The sequence below is a fragment of the Streptomyces toxytricini genome (genome assembly GCF_014649915.1).
Classification (GTDB): domain Bacteria; phylum Actinomycetota; class Actinomycetes; order Streptomycetales; family Streptomycetaceae; genus Streptomyces; species Streptomyces toxytricini.
The window spans coordinates 16,236-38,857 of record NZ_BMTY01000035.1; the positions used below are offsets into that span (position 1 = coordinate 16,236).

The 22,622-nt window shown below is 74.8% G+C and carries 28 protein-coding genes; 19 read left to right on the forward strand and 9 right to left on the reverse strand.

All coding sequences use genetic code 11. From position 1 onward, the window contains the following. Window positions 1-8 precede the first annotated feature (8 nt). Complete coding sequence (locus IE170_RS31155; RefSeq protein WP_189812831.1) at window positions 9-332, reverse strand: plasmid stabilization protein; 324 nt, start codon at window positions 330-332, stop codon at window positions 9-11. Window positions 333-370: 38 nt separating this feature from the next. After that, window positions 371-736 carry a hypothetical protein gene (locus tag IE170_RS31160; protein WP_189812832.1) on the reverse strand — a complete coding sequence of 122 codons (366 nt, stop codon included), beginning with the start codon at window positions 734-736 and terminating at the stop codon, window positions 371-373. A 172-nt stretch (window positions 737-908) separates the two neighbouring features. On the opposite strand from IE170_RS31160, the gene IE170_RS31165 reads away from it, so the two are divergent. Continuing rightward, window positions 909-1,814, forward strand: coding sequence for an SDR family oxidoreductase (locus IE170_RS31165; protein WP_308428446.1), 906 nt, complete (start codon window positions 909-911; stop codon window positions 1,812-1,814). Window positions 1,815-1,870: 56 nt separating this feature from the next. Here the strand turns inward: IE170_RS31165 and IE170_RS31170 are convergent, their stop codons facing one another. Further along, window positions 1,871-2,407 carry a DUF5709 domain-containing protein gene (locus IE170_RS31170; protein ID WP_189812833.1) on the reverse strand — a complete coding sequence of 179 codons (537 nt, stop codon included), beginning with the start codon at window positions 2,405-2,407 and terminating at the stop codon, window positions 1,871-1,873. Between the two features lie 829 nt (window positions 2,408-3,236). Here IE170_RS31170 and IE170_RS31175 point away from each other — a divergent pair. Beyond that, window positions 3,237-3,713, forward strand: a complete 477-nt coding sequence (locus IE170_RS31175; protein WP_189812834.1) for a hemerythrin domain-containing protein — start codon at window positions 3,237-3,239, stop codon at window positions 3,711-3,713. 166 nt (window positions 3,714-3,879) lie between these two features. After that, the gene (locus IE170_RS31180; protein ID WP_125543256.1) at window positions 3,880-4,101 is read left to right on the forward strand and encodes a hypothetical protein; all 222 of its coding nucleotides are present in this window, start codon (window positions 3,880-3,882) and stop codon (window positions 4,099-4,101) included. Window positions 4,102-4,147: 46 nt separating this feature from the next. Here IE170_RS31180 and IE170_RS31185 read toward each other — a convergent pair whose 3' ends face one another. The 3 genes from IE170_RS31185 to IE170_RS31195 form a co-directional block, all read right to left on the reverse strand. Next, window positions 4,148-4,561 carry an SHOCT domain-containing protein gene (locus IE170_RS31185; RefSeq protein ID WP_189812835.1) on the reverse strand — a complete coding sequence of 138 codons (414 nt, stop codon included), beginning with the start codon at window positions 4,559-4,561 and terminating at the stop codon, window positions 4,148-4,150. 113 nt (window positions 4,562-4,674) lie between these two features. After that, window positions 4,675-6,093, reverse strand: a complete 1,419-nt coding sequence (locus IE170_RS31190) for a DUF2252 domain-containing protein (protein ID WP_189812836.1) — start codon at window positions 6,091-6,093, stop codon at window positions 4,675-4,677. A gap of 55 nt (window positions 6,094-6,148) precedes the next feature. Continuing rightward, entirely contained in the window at window positions 6,149-8,779 is a 2,631-nt protein-coding gene (locus IE170_RS31195; RefSeq protein WP_189812837.1) for a winged helix-turn-helix domain-containing protein, read from the reverse strand. A gap of 257 nt (window positions 8,780-9,036) precedes the next feature. Between IE170_RS31195 and IE170_RS31200 the strand changes: the two genes are divergently transcribed. From IE170_RS31200 to IE170_RS31210, 3 genes are all read left to right on the forward strand, one after another. Then, entirely contained in the window at window positions 9,037-10,875 is a 1,839-nt protein-coding gene (locus tag IE170_RS31200; RefSeq protein WP_308428447.1) for a diacylglycerol/lipid kinase family protein, read from the forward strand. Between the two features lie 120 nt (window positions 10,876-10,995). Continuing rightward, window positions 10,996-11,835 (forward strand): class II glutamine amidotransferase, encoded by an 840-nt coding sequence (locus tag IE170_RS31205; RefSeq protein ID WP_189812838.1) that lies wholly within the window; start codon window positions 10,996-10,998, stop codon window positions 11,833-11,835. Between the two features lie 90 nt (window positions 11,836-11,925). Next, window positions 11,926-12,099, forward strand: coding sequence for a CsbD family protein (locus IE170_RS31210; RefSeq protein ID WP_189812839.1), 174 nt, complete (start codon window positions 11,926-11,928; stop codon window positions 12,097-12,099). Window positions 12,100-12,172: 73 nt separating this feature from the next. Here IE170_RS31210 and IE170_RS31215 read toward each other — a convergent pair whose 3' ends face one another. Beyond that, window positions 12,173-13,273: an SRPBCC family protein gene (locus IE170_RS31215; RefSeq protein ID WP_189812840.1), complete on the reverse strand. Its 1,101-nt coding sequence runs from the start codon at window positions 13,271-13,273 to the stop codon at window positions 12,173-12,175. A 4-nt stretch (window positions 13,274-13,277) separates the two neighbouring features. Continuing rightward, window positions 13,278-14,408: a histone protein gene (locus IE170_RS31220; protein WP_189812841.1), complete on the reverse strand. Its 1,131-nt coding sequence runs from the start codon at window positions 14,406-14,408 to the stop codon at window positions 13,278-13,280. Window positions 14,409-14,601: 193 nt separating this feature from the next. Between IE170_RS31220 and IE170_RS31225 the strand changes: the two genes are divergently transcribed. The 13 genes from IE170_RS31225 (at window position 14,602) to IE170_RS31285 (ending at window position 21,573) form a co-directional block, all read left to right on the forward strand. Next, window positions 14,602-14,964 carry a gas vesicle protein GvpO gene (locus IE170_RS31225; RefSeq protein WP_189812842.1) on the forward strand — a complete coding sequence of 121 codons (363 nt, stop codon included), beginning with the start codon at window positions 14,602-14,604 and terminating at the stop codon, window positions 14,962-14,964. A gap of 26 nt (window positions 14,965-14,990) precedes the next feature. Then, window positions 14,991-15,470, forward strand: coding sequence for a gas vesicle structural protein GvpA (locus IE170_RS31230; protein ID WP_189812843.1), 480 nt, complete (start codon window positions 14,991-14,993; stop codon window positions 15,468-15,470). Between the two features lie 3 nt (window positions 15,471-15,473). After that, complete coding sequence (locus IE170_RS31235; RefSeq protein WP_189812844.1) at window positions 15,474-16,196, forward strand: GvpL/GvpF family gas vesicle protein; 723 nt, start codon at window positions 15,474-15,476, stop codon at window positions 16,194-16,196. A 10-nt stretch (window positions 16,197-16,206) separates the two neighbouring features. Then, complete coding sequence (locus IE170_RS31240; protein WP_189812845.1) at window positions 16,207-16,455, forward strand: gas vesicle protein GvpG; 249 nt, start codon at window positions 16,207-16,209, stop codon at window positions 16,453-16,455. A gap of 36 nt (window positions 16,456-16,491) precedes the next feature. Next, window positions 16,492-16,911 (forward strand): gas vesicle protein, encoded by a 420-nt coding sequence (locus tag IE170_RS31245; protein WP_189812872.1) that lies wholly within the window; start codon window positions 16,492-16,494, stop codon window positions 16,909-16,911. Continuing rightward, entirely contained in the window at window positions 16,908-17,756 is an 849-nt protein-coding gene (locus IE170_RS31250) for a GvpL/GvpF family gas vesicle protein (protein WP_189812846.1), read from the forward strand. Before IE170_RS31245 ends, IE170_RS31250 begins: the two co-directional genes overlap by 4 nt. Next, window positions 17,753-17,977 carry a gas vesicle protein gene (locus tag IE170_RS31255; RefSeq protein WP_229885326.1) on the forward strand — a complete coding sequence of 75 codons (225 nt, stop codon included), beginning with the start codon at window positions 17,753-17,755 and terminating at the stop codon, window positions 17,975-17,977. The genes IE170_RS31250 and IE170_RS31255 overlap by 4 nt, the downstream gene beginning before the upstream one ends. Continuing rightward, on the forward strand, window positions 17,967-18,434 hold the full coding sequence (locus IE170_RS31260; protein ID WP_373299087.1) for a gas vesicle protein K: 468 nt from the start codon (window positions 17,967-17,969) through the stop codon (window positions 18,432-18,434). Before IE170_RS31255 ends, IE170_RS31260 begins: the two co-directional genes overlap by 11 nt. Window positions 18,435-18,567: 133 nt before the next feature. Next, on the forward strand, window positions 18,568-18,783 hold the full coding sequence (locus tag IE170_RS31265) for a hypothetical protein (RefSeq protein WP_189812848.1): 216 nt from the start codon (window positions 18,568-18,570) through the stop codon (window positions 18,781-18,783). A 198-nt stretch (window positions 18,784-18,981) separates the two neighbouring features. Next, the gene (locus IE170_RS31270; RefSeq protein WP_189812849.1) at window positions 18,982-19,263 is read left to right on the forward strand and encodes a hypothetical protein; all 282 of its coding nucleotides are present in this window, start codon (window positions 18,982-18,984) and stop codon (window positions 19,261-19,263) included. Between the two features lie 84 nt (window positions 19,264-19,347). Continuing rightward, window positions 19,348-19,557 carry a hypothetical protein gene (locus tag IE170_RS31275; RefSeq protein WP_189812850.1) on the forward strand — a complete coding sequence of 70 codons (210 nt, stop codon included), beginning with the start codon at window positions 19,348-19,350 and terminating at the stop codon, window positions 19,555-19,557. A 61-nt stretch (window positions 19,558-19,618) separates the two neighbouring features. After that, window positions 19,619-20,437, forward strand: coding sequence for a helix-turn-helix domain-containing protein (locus IE170_RS31280; protein ID WP_189812851.1), 819 nt, complete (start codon window positions 19,619-19,621; stop codon window positions 20,435-20,437). A 50-nt stretch (window positions 20,438-20,487) separates the two neighbouring features. Further along, window positions 20,488-21,573 (forward strand): methyltransferase, encoded by a 1,086-nt coding sequence (locus tag IE170_RS31285; RefSeq protein WP_189812852.1) that lies wholly within the window; start codon window positions 20,488-20,490, stop codon window positions 21,571-21,573. A gap of 14 nt (window positions 21,574-21,587) precedes the next feature. Here IE170_RS31285 and bla read toward each other — a convergent pair whose 3' ends face one another. Next, window positions 21,588-22,499, reverse strand: a complete 912-nt coding sequence (gene bla / locus IE170_RS31290) for a class A beta-lactamase (RefSeq protein ID WP_189812853.1) — start codon at window positions 22,497-22,499, stop codon at window positions 21,588-21,590. Between the last annotated feature and the right edge of the window lie 123 nt (window positions 22,500-22,622).

The following is a 22,622-nucleotide window of genomic DNA, read 5'->3' on the forward strand; positions in this document are numbered from 1 at the left end:
CGGCCGGTTCAGCGGTCCAGGGCCCGCTGCAGCTCGGCCTTGTCCATCTGCGAGCGGCCCTTGATGCCCTTCTTCTTCGCCTCGTTGTACAGCTGCTCCTTCGTGGGGCCCTCCGAGCCGCTGTGCGACCGCTGTCCGCCCCGCTTGGACGAGGACATGTCCTGCGTGGAGGACCGGCTGGCGGTCTTCGACTCGCCGGAGCGGGCACGCTCCTTGTTCACCGTCCGCGCGGCGATCTCCTCGGCCCGCTTCTCCGACTCGCCGCGGTCCCGCGCGGACTCCTTGATGTGCTCGTACTGTCGCTCCCGCTTCGGGGACGATCCTCGGGGCATCTCCTGCTCCTTCCCGTGCCGTGTGTGCTGTCGGTCGCTCAGCCCTTGCGCCGTGTCTTCGGCGCGTCCGGGGAGCGGACGCCCGAGAACGCCGAGTCGTCCTTGGCCCCGCTGGGGCGCCCGGACCGGCCGCGCCGGCCGAGGTCGTGGTGGCCCTCCTGGGCCTGGCCCGCCATGTCCTCGCCGCGGCGGGTGTGGGACTCCACCGGCGACCCGGTGTCGGGCGGGCCGCCCTTCGAGCCGCCCTTGCGGCGCTTGTCGGGGGAGTCGAAGGAGCGCCGGGCACTCGGGTTGTCCTGCTTGTGCGTCGCGTCGACGTCGCCGGACCAGCCGTGCTGCTCGGTGCCCTCGTGCCGGCTCGGGCCCTCGCCGTGCGGAACGTGTGACTTCGGGCTGGTGGACATGAGCCGATCCTCCTCGCCTCGTGGCCCCCCTCGGGCATCCGCCTGCCCCGTCGGCCCCCGGCCAATCCCCCCGTACAGGGGAGTCCCGCGTGTCCGAGGCGAAGGCCCGGGTAGGCGCGGCCACGTGTCTCCCGTTCCCGACACGGGCGTACGGCCCGGAGGAGGAGTACCCGTGACCGACACCAACACCGGCACCGGCGGCGGCGTGGCCCCCGACCCGACGACCCTGTACCCCCGGCCCGACTTCCCGGAGCAGGAGCAGCAGCCGCCGGGCGCCACCCGGGCGATGGAGCCCCGGCCCGACCACGGCGAGGACTCCTACCGCGGCAGCGGCCAGCTCCTCGGGCTCAAGGCCGTCGTCACCGGAGGGGACTCCGGAATCGGCCGCGCGGTGGCGCTCGCCTTCGCCCGCGAGGGGGCCGACGTGCTGTTCACGTACCTGCCGGAGGAGGCCGAGGACGCCGACACCACGATGCGCCTGGTGGAGGGCAGCGGCCGCCGGGCGGTGGCGGTGCCCTGCGACCTGCGGGAGGAGGAGGCCTGCGCCGCCGTCATCGCGCACGCCGCCGCCGAGTTCGGGCGCATCGACGTGCTGGTCAACAACGCCGCCTACCAGATGGCCCAGCCGGAAGGCATCTCCCACATCAGCACCGAGCAGTTCGACCGGGTCGTGCGGACGAACCTGTACGCCATGTTCTGGCTGTGCAAGATGGCCCTGCCGCACATGCCGGCCGGCGCCAGCATCATCAACACCGCCTCCGTGCAGGCCTACAAGCCGAGCCCGCCGCTGCTGGACTACGCCATGACCAAGGGGGCGATCGTCACCTTCACGCAGGGCCTGGCCCAGATGCTCGCGGAGGACGGGATCCGGGTCAACGCGGTCGCACCGGGCCCGGTCTGGACGCCGCTGATCCCGGCGACGATGCCGGACCCGCAGGAGTTCGGGAAGCAGAGCCCCCTGGGGCGGCCGGCGCAGCCGGCCGAGATGGCGCCCGCGTACGTCTTCCTGGCCTCGTCCCGGGCGAGCTACATCACCGCCGAGGTCCTGAACGCGACGGGCGGGACGCCGCTGCCCTGAGCGCAGCGGCGTCCCGCCGGTCTTCCGGGCCCGCCTGTCAGGCCCCGTCCCGTCCTTCAGGCCCCGTCCCGTCCTTCGTCCTCCGTCTCGATGACGTGCACGGCCGCCTCCTCCGCGGAGGCGGCCCCGCCGTCGATCCCCGCGTCCCGCGCCACCACGGATATGTGCCGCACCGGCATCTGCTCGTCCGAGGCGGTCATCCGCCCGGCGCGCTCGCGGCCCGCCGTGGACCGGTCGCCGCCCGGATCGGCGGTGACGTCCTCGCCGCGGTCGTCGCCGCCGGTGCCGGCGGGCTCGGCGAGGTCCTCGCCCGGGCTCGCCTCCGACCCGCCGTCCGCCTCCGCGGAAGGGTCCGGTTCCGGCTCCTCCTGGGCGAGCCGCTGGTCCAGCGTCTCCCCGTCGCGCTGCTCGCCGGCGGTCGTGCCGTACCGGGTGACCGCCCGCGGGCGGTCGGGCGGCGAGTAGCCGGTGTCGAGCGTGTCGTCCAGGTCCGGTTCGTCCAGGGCGTTCTCCATGTCCGGCTGCAACTCGCCGGGTTCCGCTTCGGCCGGCGGCTGGTAGACGCCGTTGCCCTGCGATTCGCTCGCGCTCATGCTCCGCCTCCTGTCGGGGTGTCCGTGGGTGCTGCGCCGCCTCCGGCGCCGGCTGTCCGCGTCCGCGTCCGGCCCGGACCGGTCTCGAGCAGGCCGAGCATCTCCTGCATGACCCTGTCGAAGTCCTGCCACGGCCCCCGTCGAGCCCCGTCCGCCGGGCGGGCGGCGGGGCCGCCCTGACTGCTCGTCCTCGACACCATCGTGAACCACTCCTCCGTTCGGCTCGACAGCTCCTCCCCGGCGGCGGCCGGGCGGCCGCCCGGGGGTTGCGCGCCTTCCCACGGAGGGCGGCTCCCATGTGCCGCAAGCTGGTGTTTCACCCGTTCGGACAACCCGATCGGACCCGACGGCCCACGGGGGCCGCCCAGGTCCGATGCGGCGTCCCCGGATGGGGACGCGGTGCCGGCCGGGGGTCGGGGCAGGGAGCCCGGCCGGCACCGGGGAGGCCGCAGCCGCGGGACTGAGCGGTTGCGGGCGTGGCCTTGCCGTTCGTGCGGCGCCGCAGTCGCCCGCCGAGGGCTCCGGGAGGTGCCGTTGCCGGAAGGGTGCCGCGGCGCACCCGGCGTCTTTCCCGCGGCCGGCGGCGCAAACCCGCCCGGGACGCGCGCCGCTCCGCCGCATGCCGGACGGCATCGACGTCCCGCGGGCGAAACACCCCGCCGCGCGGCCCAGGCCGCGCCCCCGTCCGGCCCCCGCCTGCGTACGGTGGACCGCTCGCCGCGGCCCGCCGGGAGACCGGTGGCGCAGCCGCGGCTGAGCCGCCGCCGTGCGGGTAAGAGCGGCGAGCGTTCCGTTGGTTCGGTACGGACACGACCCGAAGGGAAGCCCCATGGATGCGATCGTGCTGCTGCGCGAGGACCACAAGACCGTCGAGAAGCTGTTCAAGCGCTTCGAGAAGACCGGCGACGAGGACACGGAAGAGCGCCGGGAGATCGCCGACAGCGTGATCGAGGAGCTCACCGTCCACGCCTGGATCGAGGAGCAGATCTTCTACCCGGCCGCCCGGGAAGCGGCGCCGGACACATCCGACCACGTCCTGGAGAGCGTCGAGGAGCACCACGCGGTGGTGTGGATGCTCTCCGAGCTGAAGGACATGGACCCCTCCGACGAGCGGTTCAAGGCGAAGATGAGCGTCCTCATGGAGAACGTCCGCCACCACGTCGAGGAGGAGGAGAAGGACTGGTTCCCCGACGTCCGCAAGGCCATGGGCCGCAACCGGCTGCAGGAGCTGGGCGAGCGGATGGCGGCCGAGAAGGAGAAGGCCCCGCGCGACCCGCTGACCGTCCCCAGCGCCGACAGCCGCTGACCGCCGCCCGCACCGCCCGCCCGCACCCGCGGGCGGGCGGGCGCCGTGCGGCCGACCGCTCGACCTTCGCCGACGGGGGTGTGGGCGGGTCGGATGCGGGTATCACCACATGTTCCGCGTACCCCCATCCCGCCCCCCACCTCGCGGAACGGAGGCCCCGGTCGCCATGTCCCACTGCAAGACCCCCGACTACCGCTCCGGGCGGCGCGGCAGGCACTGGACCCACGCCCTTCGCAGCGCCGAGAAGGCCGGAGCGGTCATCGTCACCGATGACACGGGCGAGCCCGTCCGGTTCGCCGCCGGAGGCAGCGGCCCCGGCCGCTTCCGGCCGTGGACCGGCCCCGACGGCCACCGCTACGACAGCTACGAGGTGCACCCCGAGTGGTAGCCGCCGAGGCCCTCGCCGCCCTGCAGCGCCTGCCGTCCGCGCGGGGTCACTGCAGGATGCGGGCCTTCGCCCGCTGGAACTCCTCCTCGGAGATGTCGCCGCGGGCGCGGATCTCCGACAGCTTCGCCAGCTGGTCCACCTCGCTGGTGCCGGACTTCCCGGCCGTGCGCCGGATGTAGTCGTCCATGGCCTCCTGCTGCTCCTGCACCTGCTGGAGCTCCCGCCGGCCCATCTTCTTGCCCCTGGCGATCACGTACACCAGGACGCCGAGGAACGGCAGGATGAGCACGAACACCAGCCAGGCGGCCTTGCCCCACCCGTTCAGGTCGTGATCGCGGAAGATGTCGCTGATCACCCGGAACAGCAGGAAGAACCACATGATCCACAGGAAGATCCACATGGTCGTCCAGAAGACGCCGAGGACCGGATAGTCGTACGCCAGAGTCACGGAACCGTCCATTGCTTTCCTCCCAGCGGGGCGATGAGGACGGGATCGACTCTGCGGCCGCGGCGGCCGCCGCGGATCACCCCCGGCGGGTGAACCGGCACCCTGCGCGCGGACGCGCGGCGGGGTCAGCCCCCCGCGGCCGTGACGCGTCCCGTGCGGGCGGCGTCCGCGAGCGCCGCGAAGTCACGCTCGTTCTGGTCGGCGTACGACTCCGCGAAATCCGCGACCGCCCGGTCGAAGGTGTCGGCCGCGCCCAGGTAGGAGGCGATCGCGATCGGGTCGCCGGAGCGGGCGTGCGCGCGGGCCAGCGAGCGGCCGCACACCCGGGCGAGGAGCCGCATGCCCTGCGGGGACATTCCCTCGGTCGTGGCGGAGCCCTTCCAGTCGAGCAGCTGGCGGACGTAGAAGTCGCGCTCCCGGCCGTCGAGGCCGGTCAGGCGCTCCCAGCCGAGGAAGATGTCGCCGGCGGCCTGCATGAGCCGCTGCCCGGCCACGACCCGCTGCCCCTGGTTGTCGTACGCGGACGGCGCGGTGTACGGGGCGAGCACGGACGGGCCGGCCTCCTTGGCCTGGAGCAGCAGCGGGTCGCTCTCGTCCCGGCCGAGCAGCAGGAAGATCCAGCAGCGGGTGCCGACGCTGCCGACCCCGACCACCTTGCGCGCCATGTCGACGACCCGGAACCGCCCGACCAGGGCCCGCAGTTCGGGCGCGAGGCTCTGCGCGTACGTGTCGACGAGCCGGCGCAGGCCGGTGTCCAGGTCGGTCGGGCCGGCTCCGTCCAGCAGCTCGGCCAGCGGCACGACGAGGGGAGGGTCGGGGGCGATCCGCAGCCTCCCGTCGACTCGGTGGGTGAGCTTGGAGAACGCCCGCAGGTGGTCCCTGGAGCGGGCCTTGGCGAAGACCTTGTCCGCGCGGGCCAGCAGGGCCCCGCCGCCCTGCGCGGCCATCGCGCGCAGGTCCGCGGAGTCGTCCCGGGCGTACCAGACGTCGAGGACGCGCATGCCGGAGAAGCCCTGCATCCGCAGCCGGTACGCGCGGACCGCGTCGAGGACGACGGCCGCGCGTTCGGCGGCGTCGAAGCCGTTGTCCCGGCCGGCCGCGGCGAGGCTGGCCGCGAGCCGTTTGACGTCCCATTCGAAGGGCCCGGGATGGGTCTCGTCGAAGTCGTTCACGTCGAAGACGAGGGACCGCTCGGGCGAGGCGAACAGGCCGAAGTTCAGCACGTGCGCGTCGCCGCACAGCTGCACCTCCAGCCCCGTGTGGGGGGCCGTCCCGAGGTCGTGGGCCATGACCGCGGCCGCCCCCCGGTAGAAGCGGAACGGCGACTCCAGCATGCGGGCGCGGCGGATCGGGACCAGTTCCGGCACCCGGGCCGCCTCCTGCTCCAGCAGGATCCCCACCGGGTCGGGCCGGTCCGGGCCGGGCTCGAACCGGGCCTGCTCCGAGCGGCGCACGCTGCTGCGCGCCGCCTTGCCCCGCTCGGCGCGCTCCGACGGGGTGAGCGCGACCGGGCCGCCGCCTCCGGCAGTGAGGGACCTCGTCACGGCGGTGCCTCCTCTCGCCCCGGGCCGGCCGGTGCGCCGGGCCGGGCACACGGGTTCAGATGACGTGCAGGTCGCGGGCGCGCTCCACGGCGTCGCGGCGGCGCGAGACGCCCAGCTTGCGGAAGATGCCGCGCATGTGCGTCTTGACGGTGTTGACGGACAGCCGGAGTTCCGCGGCGACCTCCTCGGTCGACATCATCCGCGCCACCAGGGCCAGCACCTCCTTCTCCCGCGGGCTGAGCTCCTCGACCGGCATGCCGTCCGCGGCGCGCGGTGCGGCGGCCGTGACCCACTCGTAGGAGCTGCTGTGGCCGTTGAGGCCGGCCGCGAGGTGCCGGAGCCAGGGGCCGGCCTCCGCGAAGGGCCGCCGGAGCAGCTCCGGCCGGGCCGTGTCCAGGGCGTGCAGGAGCCGGTCGCGGGCCGCGGCCTCGTCGCCGTCCAGCAGGGCGCAGTGGGCGCGGAGCAGGGCGAGCCGCACCCGGTCCGGGAGCGTGGCCTCCGCCGAACCCTCGGCCCGCTCGATCAGCCGCAGCGCCTGCGCGGACTGCCCGGCGGCCAGGTGCGCCTGCGCGAGCAGCACCGTACGCGCGGGCAGCGCCTCGGGGACGGCCCGCAGCGCGGTGAGCGCCGTGTCGTGGTCGCCGTGGGCCAGGGCGGCGCCCGCGTGGGCCACGGCGAGCCGGGCGGCCGCACCGGGCGGACCGGGCGGCCGCGGCTCGTCCAGTACGGCCAGTGCCGCGTGCCAGCGGCCGCCGGCGACCTCGAGCTGGGCCCGCAGGGCGGAGCGCTCAGCCGCCAGGACCGGGTCGTGCAGGGTGTCGGAGTGGTCCGCGGCGCGGTCCAGGTGGGCGGCCGCGGTCCGCAGGTCGCCCCGCTCGACCGCGACGGAGGCCAGTGCCAGCCAGGCGGCCCCGGAGCGGTTCTCCTCCGGTACGCCGCCGCGGTCCGCCGCGTCCAGGGATGCCGTGCCGTGCTCCTCCGCGGCCGACAGGGCGCCCGCCGCGGCGTCGGCGAGGGCGAGCCGGCCCAGGCAGCGGGACAGCAGGGCCGGCGCCCCGTCGGCACACGCCCGCACCGCCTCGGCGAGGCCCTCCCGCGCCGCCCGGATCCGGCCGTCGCACAGCAGGGCACGGGCGCGCCCGTACAGGCACAGCGGCTCGATCTCGGGATGCCGTGCCCGCTCCTCGCCCGGCAGCAGCAGCACGAGCTCGGCGATGCGCCGCGCGGCCGCGTCGGCCTCGGCCGGGCCGGGGGCGGACAGCAGCCTCAGCAGCTCCAGGGTGAGCAGCTCGGCCGGGCCGGCGGCCGGCTCGTGCACCAGCTCCCGTTCGGCCCGGGGGAGCCTGGCCCGGCAGCCGGCCACGTCGTCGCGGGCCAGGCAGCAGGCCGCGGCGACCAGGGCTGCGGCTGCGCCGGGGGTGTGCTCGGGCATGCGGGCGAGGGCCTCGGCGGGTGCGGCGGCCGGCACGGCGGCGGTGGGAGGTGAGGCAGCGGTGGGCGGTGCGGCGGCCGGCCCGGCGAGCAGCGGGCCCACAGCGAGGTGCCGGACCGCCTGCGCCGCCGCATAGGGCCACTCGCCCCCCGCGGCCGCCTCCTCCACCGCCTCGGCGGTCCGGCAGTGCGCCGCGTACCAGCGGGCGGCCCGGCGGTGCAGCAGGGTCTCCAAGGCGGGCTGCCGGCTGCGCAGCCGCCCGCGCAGCACCGCCGTGAACAGGGGGTGGACCCGGAACCAGCGCGTCCCGGCCACCGGTTCGACGAAGGCGTGGCGGCGCACCAGGTCGTGCAGGACGGCCTCGCAGTCGGTGCGCCCCGTCAGCGCGGCGGCGAGACCGGGATGGACCCGCCCCAGGACCCCCGCCCGCAGAAGCAGCTCGCGGGAGGCGGCGGGCTGGACGGCGAGCACCTCCGTCAGCAGGTAGTCGGAGACGGCCTGCCGGGCAGCGGCCGCGGAGCCGGCGAACTCGAGGGGGTCCCCGGCCCGCGCCATGGCCAGGGCGCACAGCCGCAGTCCTGCCGCCCACCCCTCGGTGCGTTCGAGCAGCAGGTCGACGACGCGCTCGTCCGGCGGGCGGCCGCCCTGCGTCTGGAGCAGGCGGGCGGCCTCGGAGCGGGTGAAGGCGAGCTCCCGTCCGCCGATCTCCGCGAGCCGGCCCTCCACACGGTAGCGGTGCAGCGGCAGGGCAGGCTCGGACCGGCCGATGACGACGAGCCGGAAGGCGGGACCGGCGTGCTCCACGACGAAGCGGAGGCCGGAGGCGGCGTCCGGGCCGCGGACCCGGTCGAGGCCGTCGAGGACGAGGACCAGCGGCGCCGGCAGCTCTTCGAGGGCGGCGGCGATCCGCACCGGCAGGCCGGGATCGGAGCCGTCGCCGCGGCCGCCGTCGCCGCCGACCGGCACCCCGGCGCGGCGGAGTCCTTCCACGGCGTGCGCCCAGAAGCTCTGCGGGGTGTCCTGCTCGTCCAGTGACAGCCACACGACGGGGGAGGAGGATGCCCGCGACCGCGCCCAGGAGGCGACCAGCGCGGTCTTGCCGCTGCCGGCGGCCCCCGTGACCAGCGTCAAAGGACCCTGTATACCGCGGTCGAGCCGCCCGGTCAGCCGCTGCCGGCGCACCAGGCCGGGCGGCGGATCGGGCAGGGCGAACTTCGCACCCAGCACGGGGGCGCGCACGAGGGAGACGGTCATAGGCCCAAGTCCCGTGGAGGCGGCTTCACCGCGGTCGCGGTCCCTTCCGTGCACGATCCTCCGATCGTGTCCGCTCCGCCCGCCGGAGCCGCAGTTCGGCGGCGGACGGAGCCCAGGTCGCTGGCCACTCCATGCTCACGCCCCGTGCCCTTGATCGCCACGCAGCGCTCATCGCCCGGCACGGGGGATGCGCGCCGAACCGTCCGGACCGCCAATGGAGGCCACGTCCCGTACGCCCGACGGCGGAGGTCGACCACGTGAGCACCCAAGCCAAGGCGCGCCTCGCCCTGCTGGCCGGGGCAGCGGCGCTGCTGCTCATGCTGCTGTTCGCCGGCTACCGCAGCGTCCTGCTGGTCGCGGCGGGGCTGGTCGGGGTGGCCGCCACGGCGGCCGCCGCCTGGCTGGTGCTCGCCCACCGCGGGCCGGTGCGCTGGCTGGGGCTGGCGGCCGTCGTGGCGGTGCCCGTCCTGCTCGTCGTCTCGTACGTGCGCGCGGGGCTGCTGTGGGTCGTCCTGTCCTCGGCGGCCCTGTGGTTGGCGGCCGTGGCCGCCGGGCGGTCGGCCCTGGCGGACGAGGCGCACGCCCGCATGCCGGAGTACCCGGCGGACCGGCCCGCACGGCCCTTCCTGATCATGAACCCGCGTTCCGGCGGCGGGAAGGTCGGCGCGTTCCACCTCAAGGAGAAGGCGGAGGAGCTCGGCGCCGAAGTCGTGCTCCTCGAAGGCCCCGAGCCGATGGACGTCACCGCCCTCGCCCGCGGCGCGGTCGCCCGCGGGGCCGACCTGCTCGGCGTCGCAGGCGGCGACGGCACCCAGGCCCTCGTCGCCGCCGTCGCCGCCGAGCACGGCCTGCCGTTCCTCGTGATCAGCGCCGGCACCCGCAACCACTTCGCAATGGACCTCGGCCTGGACCGCACCGACCCGGCGGCCTGCCTGGACGCCCTCACCGACGGCGTCGAACTCCGGGTGGACCTCGGACGCGTCGGGGAGCGCCCCTTCGTCAACACCGCCTCCTTCGGCACGTACGCCGAGGTCGTCCGCAGCCCCGCCTACCGCGACGACAAGATGCGCACGACCCTCGACCTCCTCCCCGACCTGCTGGCCCGGCAGGCCGGGCCCCGGCTCACGGTCCGCGCCGACGGCACCACCGTCGACGGCCCGCAGGCGGTGCTCGTCAGCAACAACCCCTACGGCGCCGGCGACCCCGCCGGCCTCGCCCGGCGCGCCCGCCTGGACGCCGGCACCCTCGGGGTGTTCGCCGTGAAGGTCGCGAGCGCCGCCCAGGCGGCCGGCATCCTCCGCGGCCGCCGCTCCACCGGGCTGGTCGCGCTCGACGCCCGCGAGGTCGTCATCGACGCGGACGCCCCGCACATCAGCGCCGGCATCGACGGCGAGTCCCTGACCCTGCCCACACCGGTGCACTGCCGGATCGAAGCGGGTGCCCTGCGCGTCCTGGTGCCGCGGCGCCGCCCCGGCAACCGCGCCGCAGTGCCCGTCAACTGGGCGGAGATCCGCAGACTGGCCCGGACCATGGGCCGGGCCGCCGCCGGCGGCCGCCCGGTGCAGGGCGGCGAGCGCGACCATCCCGGAGGCCACCGCCACTGGCACCGCCGCATCGCCGGCGAACGGCCGCGCTTCGACTACAGCGGCGCCGTGTACGGGTCGCTGCTCGCCGCCTCGGTCGTCGTCGGCACCGGTGTCGGCGGGCAGTACCCCCGGGTCCACCTGATCGTGCTGCTGCTGTCCACGGCAGTGGTCTTCTGGGCGGCCCACGTCTACGCCCGCCTCTTCGGGGCGTCCCTCGCGAACGAGCCGCTGACCTGGCACGAGTTCCGTACCGTCTGCCGCGACGAGAGACCGCTCATCGAGGCCGCGCTGCCGCCGGCGGCAGCCGTCGCCATCGCCCCCCTGCTCGGCTTCGACGCCCGGGCGACGTCCTGGTTCGCCCTGGCGGTGGCGCTGGCCGGCCAGGTCGGCTGGGCGGTCCTCGGCGCCGTACGGGCGGGCGCGCCGCGGCGCCTGGTGGTCATCACGGCGGTGGTGACGGTCCTGCTGGGCGCGGCCATCGTCGCGGCGAAGGCGGGCCTGTCCCATTGAGCAGCCCTGGCGGAGGCAGGCCGGCGGTTGGGGCCGTCACCCTCTTCGGGTGATGCGCCGGGCCGGCCGCGAGCCCACCGTCGAAGGGCGCAACGGCGCCGCAGGAAAGGGTGGTCGATCATGTGCCGATGGCTCGCCTACACGGGGACGCCCGTCCTCCTGGACCAGCTCCTGTACAAGCCGGCCCATTCACTGATCGACCAGAGCCTGCACTCGCGGCTTGGCGTCGAGACGACAAACGGGGACGGGTTCGGGATCGGCTGGTACACCCAGGAGCCCGACGTGAACACCCCGGCGATCGTCCGCGACGTCGGCCCCGCCTGGAACAACCGCACTCTCCGGGAGATCGCCGAGCACGTCCGGTCGCCGCTGTGCTTCGCCCACATCCGGGCCTCGACCGGGACGGCGGTCCAGCAGACGAACTGCCACCCCTTCCGCCACGGCCACTGGATGTGGATGCACAACGGCTCCATCACCGGCTTCCACGGGCTGCGCCGCGAGCTGTGCATGGCCGTCGACCCCGTCCTCTACCTGGCGATGGAGGGGACCACGGACTCCGAGGCGATGTTCTTCCTCGCCCTGACCTTCGGCCTGGAGGAGGACCCGCCCGGGGCGGTCGCCCGCATGGTCGGCTTCGTCGAGCAGGTCGGCCGCAAGCACGGCATCGAGGCACCCATGCAGATGACCGTCGCCGTCACCGACGGCACCGCGGTGTGGGCGTTCCGCTACGCCAGCGCGGGCGTCGCCCGCTCGCTGTTCTACAGCACCCGAGTGGAGTCGCTGCGGGCCCTGCACCCCGACCTCGAGTACTTGCGGGAGCTGTCCGACGACACCCGGCTGATCGTCTCGGAGCCGCTGGGCGACCTCCCCGGGGCGTGGAACGAGGTCCCCGAGCACTGCTACGGGGTCGTACGCGAAGGGCACGGCGAGATGCACTCCTTCACCCCGCTGCCCGTGTGAGGGAAACTCCCGGGTTCCGCCGTGCATGGCCCGGCCCGCCGCGGGCATCCGCGTCCGTGTACAGCCCCTCTACCGGGAGGTGAGCGGAGCATGGCCGCAGGCAAGAAGGCCAAGAACGTCGGCAAGACCGTCAAGGGCAAGGTGAAGGAAACCACCGGCAAGTCCGTCGGCAACGAGAGCCTCGAGGCAAAGGGGCGGGCGGAGCAGGCGGCGGCCGATGCCAAGCAGGCCGGTCAGAAGGCCAAGGACGCGCTGAAGCACTGACGGGCCGCGCGAGCAGCGGGGGCCGCCGTCACAGGACGGCGGCCCCCGCTGCCGCGTGCGGCCGCTGCCGCGCTCACCGGCGGGCCCGGCGGGTCCGCCGGCGCGGCGGCTCCTCTTCCTCTTCCTCGTCTTCCTCCTCTTCCTCGTCGGCGTCCTCGTACGCGCCCTCGTCCTCGTCCTCCTCCTCGGGAGCGGCTTCGTCCTCGTCCTCGTCCTCGTCCTCGTACTCTTCGTCCTCGGGCGCGCCCTCCTCGTCGGCGTACTCACCGCCCTCTTCGTCGCCCTCTTCCGGATACTCCTCGTCGTCCTCCGGTTCCTCCCCGTCCTCGCCCTCGGCGGACTCCTCCTCCTCGACGGCCTCCTCGTGGCTGCGCACGACCTCGCCGTCCTGGATCTCCCCGCGCCAGCCCTCGGGCTCCTCGTCCGTCAGCGTCACGTACCGGACGAAGTGCTTCAGGTCCAGGCGCAGGCGGCGGCCCTGGGCGCGCCAGATGTTGCCGGTCTTCTCGAACAGGCCGGCCGGGTAGTACTCGACGACGAGCACGATGCGGGTGAGGGACGGCGTCAGCTCGTGGAAGCTGACGCAGCCGCGCGTGGTGCCCTTGGCGCCCTCGGAGGTCCACACGATCCGCTCGTCCGGGACCTGCTCCTGCACGGTGGCCTTCCAACTGCGGGTGGACGGGCCCACCTTCACCTTCCAGTCGCTGGTGGTGTCGGCGCCCTGCGAGACGCTGCGCACGCCCTTGGCGAAGGAGCTGAACTTCTCGTACTGGGTCCAGTGGTCGTACACGGTGCGCACGGGGAGGCCGATGTCCACGGTCTCCGTGATGTGGGTCGGTTTGGAACCGCTCTTGCGGCCCTTGCCCTTGCCGCCGCCCAGCAGCCCGCCGCCCACCTCCTTGACCTTGTCCTTGAGGCCGCCGAGCGAGCCGCCGACGGCCGCCTTGAGGGGCGAGTCGCCCTTGAGCATGCGGCCGCCGATGTCGGCGAGAGTGCCCCCGTTCTTCGCCACGTCCTCCAGCTGGCCGGTGAAGTCGCCGAGCTTCTCCCCGGCCTTGTCGGCGAGTTGGCCGGCCTGCGCGGAGAGGAAACCGGTGACTTCGTCGAGGAGCTGGTTGACGGGGGACGGGGATTCTCCGGAAGGGGCCCGGTCGGCCCGGTCGGTGGTGGCCATCGTGTTACCTCCGCGTCGACGGCTTGCGGGCCGACGTCTTCTTCGCCTTCTTCGCCGGCGAGGCCTTCTTGGCGCTGCCGGAGCCGCCGCCGCGGGCCGGCGGACGGGACGCGGTCTTCTTGGCCGCCGTCTTCTTCGCCGCGGTCTTCTTGGCCGCGGTCTTCTTCGCAGGGGCCGCCTTCTTGGCCGGTGCCGCCTTCTTGGCCGCCGCCTTGCGCGCGGGCGGAGCCGTGGAGGCCTTCTTCGCCGGGGCGCCCCTGGACGGGGAGGCGGCCTTCTTCGCTGCGCCCGTCCGGCCACCGGAGCCGGAGCCGCCGCGGTCCGCGGGGGCGGACTTCCGGGCGGGGGCGGCCTTCTCGGCCGGCTTGCTCCCCGGGGCGGCCTTCTTGGCGGGCTCGCCGCGGGGCGCGGCCTTCTTCGCCGGGGGCTTGGCGGGGGCGGGCGCCCTGCCGGCGGGCTTGGCGCGGGACGAGGTGGCCCGTTTCGAGGCCTCGGAGGGCGTCCGGCGGGTCCGGGAGGCGGCCCGCGCGGGGCGCGGCTCCTCCTCCTCTTCCTCCTCCGGTTCCTCTTCCTCTTCTTCTTCCTCCTCGGGTTCAGGCTCCTCCTCCTCTTCTTCCTCCTCCTCTTCCTCCTCCTCCGCTTCAGGCTCGGCCCAGCGGTCCTCCTCGTACGGGCCCTCCTCCTGGTCCTCGTAGGGCTCGTCCTCGTACGCTTCTTCCTCGGGCGCCTCGTCCTCGTACGCTTCCTCCTCGGGCGCCTCGTCCTCGTACGCCTCGTCCTCGTCGTACTCGTCCTCCTCGCCGTCCCTGCCGGGGGCCGGCCCGCGGGTCAGGTCGAGGGTGCGCTGGTGGAGGGTGTCGGCGAGGTCGGCGATCTGCCGGTTGGCGGCCGCGGTGAGGGCCTTCCGGCCCGCCTGGAGGGCTTCGCCGCGCACCTGCTCACGCAGTTCGGCGACTTGCGGCAGCTCGCTCAGGGTGCGCAGCCCCTGGGTCATCAACTGGCCCGGTTGCAGCCCGAATCTGCGTCCGGCCAGGTACGTGGCGAGCGACAGGGCCATGCGGCCCTTCTTCGCCCGGCCCAGTACGTAGCCTCCCGCGATGGCGGCTGCCAGGGCGATCTTGCTCGTGTCCTGCATCAGCCCTGTCCTTCCGGAGGGGGTGGGGGGCGGCCGGGGCCTGGGGCTCCCGTGGTCCGCGATACCTACAGGCCTGCTCACACTGACGTCCGGTATGCACTGTTATGCGAAAAAAATCCGCAGCAGGAGGTGTGCCGCGCGCCGACCGGGGGAGGGGCCGTGCATCGACGGAGACGACGTTCGAGGGGAGCCCATGACCGCGCCGGAACCCGCCCGCCGCAGGCGCCGCCCCGTGCAGGACGACGACGGGGAAGCCCGGCCCGCCGCCAAGCCGGCGCGCCGGGCCCCCGCCCGCCGGGCGGGGGCCGCCTGGGTGCTCCGGGCCGCCATGGAGCAGCTGTCCGAGCTGCTGGGGCGGCACCCCGACTCGGTTTCCGCGCTGAAGCCGACGGAAGAGGGCTGGGAGGCGGTCGTGGAGGTGGTGGAGCTGCCGCGCATCCCCGACACCACCAGTGTCATGGCCAGCTACCGGGTGGCCCTCGACGAGGAAGGCCAACTGATCTCGTACGAACGGACCCGGAGGTACAGCCGGGGCATGATCGACCGGCCGCGCTGACCGCGGCGGCCGGGAAGGGACGCACCATGACGATGATGCCGCAGGGACCGGGCGCGGGCGTGGCCCGCACCGGAGGCGGCGGCGGAACGAGCAGCCTCTACGACGTCCTGGAGCTGATCCTCGACCGCGGCCTGGTCATCGACGTCTTCGTGCGGGTCTCGCTCGTGGGCATCGAACTGCTCAAGATCGACGCACGGATCGTGGTGGCCAGTGTGGACACCTACCTCCGTTTCGCCGAGGCCTGCAACCGGCTCGACCTGGAGGCGGGGCGCCGTGCGCCCGCGCAACTGCCCGACCTCGTCGACAACATGATGGAGAGCGGCAGCCGCGGCAAGACGAAGGGCGCCCTGAGCGGCGCCGTGGAAGCCGTGACGGACTCCCTCTCCGGCGGCGCCAAGGGGAAGGCCGCCAAGGACGAGGAGCAGGCCGAAGAGGAGTACGCGGAAGAGGAGGCCCCGCGCCGCCGGCGGCCCGCCCGGCGCCCGGTCCGCCGCGAGAGGGAGTGACCCATGCCCGTCTACGTCTACGCCGTCACGCTGGGCGACCACCCGTGCCGCCTGGACGGGGTCTCCGGAGTCGGAGCCGGGTCCGCGCCCCTGCGGACGGTACCGGCCGGGGACCTCAAGGCCGTGGTCAGCGACGTGCACGAGGAGGTCGGCCCGCGCCGCCGCGACCTCGTCGCCCACCAGGCGGTCCAGGACCGCCTCCTGGAGGACGGGACGCCGCTGCCCCTGCAGTTCGGCTACACCGCCCCCGACGACGACGCCGTACGGCAGGTGCTGAAGGAGCAGGCGGACCTCTACCTCGGGGCGCTGGAGCGCGTCCGCGGCTGCGTGGAGTACAACGTCAAGGCCTCGTGGGACGAGGAACACATCCTCCGCCGGATCCTGGAGGAGTCGCCCTCGGCCCGCAGCCTCAACGAGCAGATCCGCGCCGGCACCGACGACCCCCGGCTGGCCCTGGAGCTCGGCCAGTACGTCGCCGACGAGGTGCAGCAGCGGCACTCCGACGCGGCGGCCGGGATCATCGACACGCTCGTGCCGCTGGCCCGCGAACACGCGGTGCACGCCCCCACCGGCGAGGACTTCCTCAACCTCTCCCTGCTGGTCGCCCGCGGCCCCGACGGGGAGGGCGCCCTCCAGGTCGCGCACGCCGACCTCGTGGCGGACGGTGAGACCGGAGTGGAGATCAGGGTGGCCGGCCCGCTGCCCCCGTACAGCTTCGTGGGCTAGAGGAGGAGCCATGGGCCTGCTCGGAAAGCTGTTCACCGCACCCTTGATCCCCGCCCGCGCGGTGGTGTGGGTGGCGCAGCGGGTCGCCGACAAGGCGGAGGCCGAGTACTACGACCCGGCGCCCGTCTGGGCCGAGCTCAGACTGCTGGAGCGGCGGCTCGCCGACGGGGAGATCGACGAGGAGACCTTCGACGTCCAGGAGCGGTTCCTGCTGGACCGCCTCATGGAGATCGAAGAGTTCCACCACCGCAACCCCTGACCGGGACGTGACGGAGGCGAAGACGTGACCGACCCCATGGCCCGCTCCTTCGGCTCGCGCCCCGCGATGGCCGGCTACCCGCCCAGCTCCTCGGCGAGTCTCGCCGACATCCTCGAACGCGTCCTCGACAAGGGCATCGTGATCGCCGGCGACATCCGCATCAACCTCCTCGACATCGAACTCCTCACGATCAAGCTGCGCATCCTCATCGCCTCCGTCGACAAGGCCAAGGAGATGGGCATCGACTGGTGGGAGCACGACCCCGCACTGTCCTCGCGGGGACGCGAGGAAGCCCTCGCCGCCGAGAACCGCCGCCTGAGGGCCGAGCTGGAGGAGATGCGCCGCGCCCCGCTGCCGCCGGACCGGGCCCTGCCGGACACCGCCCTGCCGGAGGCGGCTCCCGACGAGGCGGAGCGCCCCGTACGCCGCACGGGGAAGCGCAGGCCCCCGCCGTGAGCACCCCCCCAGCGGGCCCGTCCCTCGTCTACGCCTACGCCGCCACCCCGCCCGCGCCGGCGCTGGACCACGTCCTGCCCGCCCTCACCGGCGTCGCAGGGCGCCCGGTCGACCTGCTCGCCCTCACCGATGCCGGCCACGGGCCCGCCGCAGCGTTCGCCGTCAGCGACGTCCCCCGGTCCGAGTGGGACGAGGAGGCCCTCAAGGTCCGCTTCGAGGACCTGGACTGGCTGGAGGAGACCGCGCGCGCCCACCACCGCGTCATCGAGGGGCTCGCCGCCCACACCACCGTCCTGCCCCTGCGCCTGGCCACCCTGTACGCGGACCGGGCCAGTGCCCTGGCGGCCCTCCGCCACCACGGCCAGGCGCTCGCGACAGGCCTGGCACGGCTGAGCGCCCACACCGAGTACGGCGTCAAGCTGTACGTCCGCCCGGCCGCCGCCGCGGACCCCGGCGCCACCCCACCTCCCGCGGCCGGCGCCGCCGCGTCCAAACCGGGCGCCGGACGGGCCTACCTGGAGGCCAGGCGCGCCCAGCAGCACGCCCGCGACGACCACTACGCCCAGGCGCGCACCGCCGCCGAGCGCATCGCCGCGCTCGCCGCCCCCCACACCGCCGACCACGTGCGCCACCCCGCCCAGAGCGGCCCGCTCACCGCCTCCGGGGCCGGGGAGAACGTCCTCAACGACGCCTACCTCGTCCCCGACGCCGCGGCGGAAGCCTTCCGGGAGGCCGTGCACAGCGCCGTACGGGGCCTGTCAGGGGTCCGGCTGGAGCTGACGGGCCCGTGGGCCCCGTACTCCTTCGCCGCGCCGCCGCCCCCGCCGACCGCCGCCGCGCCGTGAACGCCCCCGACCGCCGCGCCGCCGGCCTGCCCGACCGGCAGGTCGCCCTCGTCGACCTCCTCGACCGGCTGCTCGCCGGCGGCGTCGTCATCACCGGCGACATCGTCCTGTCGATCGCCGACATCGACCTCGTCCGCATCTCCCTCCGGGCCCTCATCAGCTCCGTCGCCACCGCGGAGGCCCCGCGCCCGGACGAGGACGGCGCCCGCCATGGCTCCTGACACCCCCGCCGCCCCGCAACCCCAGCCCGCGCAGCCCTCGCCGCCCGCCACCGGGCCGGAGCGGCCCGCTCCCGTTGCGCCGGAACCCGACCTCCGGCGGGTGGGCAGCGCGATGGCCGACGCGCTCCGGCTGCTCCCCGCGACCCCCGCCGCGGAAGCCGCCGACCGAACGGCCGGCCCCGGCCACCGCATGCGCACCGGCCCCGACACCGTCGGCGACGACCTCGTGAAGCTCGTCCTGACCCTCGTCGAGCTCCTCCGCCAGCTCATCGAACGGCAGGCGCTGCGCCGCGTCGACGCAGGCGGGCTCACCGAGGAGCAGGAGGAGGAGTTGGGCGCCACCCTCATGGCCCTGCACGACCGGATGACGGAGCTGTGCACCGAGCACGGCTACTCCCTCGCCGACCTCAACATCGACCTCGGCCCGCTGGGCCCCCTCCTGCCGCCCTCCGGCTGAACCACGCCCGCGGCGCCGCCGTCAAGCCCCGACTTCCAGGGGCGTGCCGGTCACGCCGCCCCCGGGGCTCAATGGAGTCACGGGCCGCCCCGGACACCGCGGCCGGCCCGATCCGCCGACCCCGGGAGACACCATGACCACCCGCCCGCGCCCCTCCTCCCTCCTGACGGCCGCCCTCGCCGCCGGAGCCGTACGCATCGCCCCCGGCGCCCAAACCACCCGCACTCCGGCAGCCCCCGGCACGGCGCCCGCCGTCCCCGCCCTGCCGCCGTACGGCAGCCCAGCCGCCCGGCCGCGCCCCGCCATGGTCCGGAGGGTCGGGCTCCCGGTGAGGGGAGCGGCCGTGTAGCCGGCGCGGCCGGCCCCGCGTGCGCGCCGGAGGTGCCGCTGCTCGGCGCGGCTGTGCGTGCTGCCGACCGGACTTTCGCATGCGGTGTCGGAAACGATTCCGTCCGCGGCGGGCCTGTCGGGCCGTCAACTTTCGATGACGTGCAGATGGTCCCTTCGTCGTACGAGAACACCGCCTGCCGTCGATAACGTTGTGGTCATGACAGATGGAAAGGTGGAGAAGCCCGACGGCTCCACACCCCTCAAGACCGCCGCGGGCGTCGCCGTCGGCCTCGTCGTCGGCCTCGGCCTGATCGCCCTCCTGTGGCGGGCGGGCTGGCGGGTGCCGTTCGTGACCGGATGGCTCTCGCTGAAGATCGCCGTCAAGGCGGGTGTCCTCACGGTGGGCGGCCTGATCGCCTTCGCAGCATGGCGGCACAAGCGGCGCACCGCCGCACACGACGGCGACGCGCCCGGCGCAGAGTCGCAGCCGCCCTCATGACCTGCGGCCGGGCAGTGGGGGTCCGACACCCCCGCTGCCCGGTCGCAGGCCGCACCCCGGGCGCGGCGTGCTCGTTGACCGGACATGAAGAAGATCATCACTACTGCCCTGACCGCTCTCGCCGCCGCTTTCACCGCAGCGCTCGCCGCCGGCCCGGCCGCCGCCGACGAGACCCACCGCGACTCCCACAACGCCCCCGTCGTCGCCCTGGTCAACACCGGCCAGATCGACGACCCGATGGAGGACGTGCTGGAGCACCTGCTGCTCTTCGGCGACCTCCGCATCGCCGACTGACCGCCGTCGCTGCGGAACTTTCGTCCAAGACGGGCCGCCGCGCATCGGCGATCGTGGGTCCATGAGCAGCAACGCAGCGGGGGAGAGCCCCGCGGACCCCAGCGCAGGGGACCGGTGGCAGGTCGCCCGGCCGGCCGCGGTCCCCTCCCTCGGCGGCGTCGCCATGGCCGGGTACCGCGACCGCACCGGCGGCCCGTTCGACCTGCGGGTCCTCCCGCAGCCCGCCGTGATCGTCGTCCTCGGCCTCGGGGACGCCCCCCTCACAGTCGACGGCGGCGCCGGTCCGCCGCAGCCCGTCCGCAGCCTCGTCGCGGCGCCGACGCCCGGCGCGGCCCGCATCCGCGGCGAACGGGTCCGCTGCATCGAGATGCGCCTCTCTCCTCCTGCCGCCCACACCCTGCTGGGCCCCGCGCTCCGCGAACTCGACGGCACCGTTGCGCCGCTGGAGGACCTGTGGGGCAAGCGCGAGCGCCTCCTGCGGGAGCGGCTCGCCGACACCGCCGCCTGGAGCGACCGCTTCTCGCTGGTGAACCGCTTCCTCTCCGACACGGCCGCCCGTGGCCCGCGTACGGCCCCCGAGGTCGCCGCGGCCTGGGAGCACATCACCGCCCGCGGCGGACGCGTGCGGGTCGCGGACCTCGCCGCCTCCTGCGGGTGGAGCCGCAAACGGCTGTGGTCCCGCTTCACCGCGCAGACCGGCCTCACGCCCAAGCGGGCCGCCATGCTCGTCCGCTTCGACCGCGCAGCCCGCGCCCTGCGCGCCGGCGCCGACGCCTCGGAGGTCGCCTCGGCCTGCGGCTACGCCGACCAGTCCCACCTCCACCGCGACGTCACCGCGTTCGCCGCCTGCACCCCCGCAGCGCTGGCCGCCCTTCCGTGACGCACCCCCGGCCGGTCCGACGCCGGCCGGCACCCGACCCGATCACCCGCATGAGGAGACGACAGACCGTGACGAGCACCGAAGTCCGCCCGGCGGACCCGACCGACCGCCCCCTGGCCGTACGGCTCGCCTTCGGCGGCCTGGCCGCTCAGGCGCTCCGCGCGGCGGTCCGCCTGCACATCGTCGAACTGCTCGGCAGCGGGCCACGCCGGGCCTGCGACGTGGCCGCCGCCGCGGAAGCCGAACACCAGCCGGTGACCCGGCTGTTGCGCGCACTCACCGGGCTCGGCCTGCTGGAGGAGCCGACACCCGACACCTTCTCCGCCACCCCCGCCGGCGCCCTCCTGCACCCCGACCACCCCCACTCGCTCGCGTCCTTCGTGCGGGTGTTCACCGACCCGGCGATCGTGCGGGCCTGGGAGCACCTGGACGACAGCGTCCGCACCGGCGACGCCGCCTTCGACACCGTCTTCGGCACCGACTTCTTCGACCACCTCGCCCGCCACCCCGAGCTGTCCGCCGACTTCGACACCGCGATGGGCCAGGCGACCGCCGAGGCCGCCTCCGTGCTGCCGCACGCCTACGACTTCGCCCGGTTCACCGCCGTCACGGACGTCGGCGGAGGCGACGGCACCCTCCTCGCGGCGGTCCTCACCGCCCACCCGCACCTCACCGGCACCGTCCACGACACCGCCCGCGGCCTGCGCGGCGCACCGGAGACGCTCCGCCGGCACGGCGTCACCGGGCGCTGCACCCCAGCCGCCGGGGACTTCTTCCGGTCCGTCCCGGCCGGCTCGGACCTCTACCTCCTCAAGAGCGTCCTGCACGACTGGCCCGACGACCGCGCGGTCACCATCCTGCGCCACTGCCGCGCCGTGCTGCCGCCCGGCGGACGCGTCCTGATCGTCGAACCCGTGCTGCCCGACACCGTGGAGGACACCGGTGCCGCCGCGCACGCCCTGGACGGCGCCGTCACCTACCTGAGCGACCTGAACATGATGGTCAACCTCGGCGGGCGGGAGCGGACCCGGGCCGATTTCCACGACCTGTGCGGGCGCGCCGGGCTCTCCCTCCTGTGGGCCGCCCCCCTGGAGGGGGCGGCCCCGTACTTCCTCCTGGAGGCCGCCTCCGCCTGACCGCGCGGCGGCCGTCAGGCCGCCTTGCGCACCGCCACTTCGGCCGCCCTGGCCACCAGGGAGTCCTCCCGCTGCGCCGTCGCCTCCGGCTTGGTGCTGAGGACGGCGATCACCACCGGCGGCCGGCCGGGCGGCCAGGCGATGCCGACGTTGTTGTTGACGGCGTACGAGCCCGCTCCGGTCTTGTCCGCGACGGCCCAGTCCGCGGGCAGGCCGGCCCGGAGCCGGTCCTTGCTGGTGGTGTTCCCGAGCAGCCAGCCGGTCAGCAGCTCCCGGTGCCGCGGCCGGAGGGCGTCGCCGAGCACCAGGCGGGCGTACGTCCGCGCGATCGCGCGGGGGCTGGTGGTGTCGGTGGACACCCAGGGCTCTGCGGAGTTCAGCTCCGGCTCCCACCGGTCCAGCCGCGTCACCGGGTCGCCCAGGGACCGGCAGAAGGAGGTGATCGCGGAGGGCCCGCCCAGCTCCTCCAGCAGCAGGTTCCCGGCCGTGTTGTCGCTCTGCGCGATGGCGGCGGAGCACAGCTCGGCCACCGTCAGCCCCGCGGCGATGTTCTTCTCCTGCCGCGTGATCTCGCCGCCGCCCGCCCGGTCGACGTCCGCCTGCGTGTAGTGGATCCGCTTGGCCAGGTACTCCCCTCCCCGGTCGAACCGCTGCATCACCGCGGCCGCCGCGAGCGTCTTGAACAGCGAACACTGCGGGAACAGCGCGTCGGCGCCGTGCGCCACCGTCCGCCCCGTGGCGGTGTCCCAGGCGTACACGCCCAGGCGCGCCCCGTACTCGCGCTCCAGCGCGCGCAGCGCCGGAACGGCCGCCCCCGCGCCTGCGCCGTCTCGCGCCCCTGCCGCGTGCGCCGTGCCCGTCGGCAAGGCGGCGGCCAGCGCCGCCCCCGCCCCGATGGCCAGGGCCGTACGGCGATTCGTGGTCATGTGGACCTCCCTGTCGCTTCACCTGCGCTCTCGTAGGGGGAAGACACCGACAAGATCAATTCGGTTCCAACCGGCAGGCATCCGGAAATGGCCGGAAGGCGGCGTCCCAGCAGAATGGTGCAC

Bases quoted from the DNA above. Each gene is read 5' to 3' on its own strand.
- IE170_RS31170 (WP_189812833.1), bottom strand. From the start codon at position 2,407: ATGAGCGCGAGCGAATCGCAGGGCAACGGCGTCTACCAGCCGCCGGCC.
- IE170_RS31235 (WP_189812844.1), top strand. From the start codon at position 15,474: ATGCCCGTCTACGTCTACGCCGTCACGCTGGGCGACCACCCGTGCCGC.
- IE170_RS31240 (WP_189812845.1), top strand. From the start codon at position 16,207: ATGGGCCTGCTCGGAAAGCTGTTCACCGCACCCTTGATCCCCGCCCGC.
- IE170_RS31280 (WP_189812851.1), top strand. From the start codon at position 19,619: ATGAGCAGCAACGCAGCGGGGGAGAGCCCCGCGGACCCCAGCGCAGGG.
- IE170_RS31285 (WP_189812852.1), top strand. From the start codon at position 20,488: ATGAGGAGACGACAGACCGTGACGAGCACCGAAGTCCGCCCGGCGGAC.
- bla (WP_189812853.1), bottom strand. From the start codon at position 22,499: ATGACCACGAATCGCCGTACGGCCCTGGCCATCGGGGCGGGGGCGGCG.
- IE170_RS31265 (WP_189812848.1), top strand. From the start codon at position 18,568: ATGACCACCCGCCCGCGCCCCTCCTCCCTCCTGACGGCCGCCCTCGCC.
- IE170_RS31210 (WP_189812839.1), top strand. From the start codon at position 11,926: ATGGCCGCAGGCAAGAAGGCCAAGAACGTCGGCAAGACCGTCAAGGGC.
- IE170_RS31195 (WP_189812837.1), bottom strand. From the start codon at position 8,779: ATGACCGTCTCCCTCGTGCGCGCCCCCGTGCTGGGTGCGAAGTTCGCC.
- IE170_RS31225 (WP_189812842.1), top strand. From the start codon at position 14,602: ATGACCGCGCCGGAACCCGCCCGCCGCAGGCGCCGCCCCGTGCAGGAC.
- IE170_RS31185 (WP_189812835.1), bottom strand. From the start codon at position 4,561: ATGGACGGTTCCGTGACTCTGGCGTACGACTATCCGGTCCTCGGCGTC.
- IE170_RS31275 (WP_189812850.1), top strand. From the start codon at position 19,348: ATGAAGAAGATCATCACTACTGCCCTGACCGCTCTCGCCGCCGCTTTC.
- IE170_RS31270 (WP_189812849.1), top strand. From the start codon at position 18,982: ATGACAGATGGAAAGGTGGAGAAGCCCGACGGCTCCACACCCCTCAAG.
- IE170_RS31160 (WP_189812832.1), bottom strand. From the start codon at position 736: ATGTCCACCAGCCCGAAGTCACACGTTCCGCACGGCGAGGGCCCGAGC.
- IE170_RS31180 (WP_125543256.1), top strand. From the start codon at position 3,880: ATGTCCCACTGCAAGACCCCCGACTACCGCTCCGGGCGGCGCGGCAGG.
- IE170_RS31220 (WP_189812841.1), bottom strand. From the start codon at position 14,408: ATGCAGGACACGAGCAAGATCGCCCTGGCAGCCGCCATCGCGGGAGGC.
- IE170_RS31245 (WP_189812872.1), top strand. From the start codon at position 16,492: ATGGCCCGCTCCTTCGGCTCGCGCCCCGCGATGGCCGGCTACCCGCCC.
- IE170_RS31175 (WP_189812834.1), top strand. From the start codon at position 3,237: ATGGATGCGATCGTGCTGCTGCGCGAGGACCACAAGACCGTCGAGAAG.
- IE170_RS31155 (WP_189812831.1), bottom strand. From the start codon at position 332: ATGCCCCGAGGATCGTCCCCGAAGCGGGAGCGACAGTACGAGCACATC.
- IE170_RS31230 (WP_189812843.1), top strand. From the start codon at position 14,991: ATGACGATGATGCCGCAGGGACCGGGCGCGGGCGTGGCCCGCACCGGA.
- IE170_RS31205 (WP_189812838.1), top strand. From the start codon at position 10,996: ATGTGCCGATGGCTCGCCTACACGGGGACGCCCGTCCTCCTGGACCAG.
- IE170_RS31215 (WP_189812840.1), bottom strand. From the start codon at position 13,273: ATGGCCACCACCGACCGGGCCGACCGGGCCCCTTCCGGAGAATCCCCG.
- IE170_RS31260 (WP_373299087.1), top strand. From the start codon at position 17,967: ATGGCTCCTGACACCCCCGCCGCCCCGCAACCCCAGCCCGCGCAGCCC.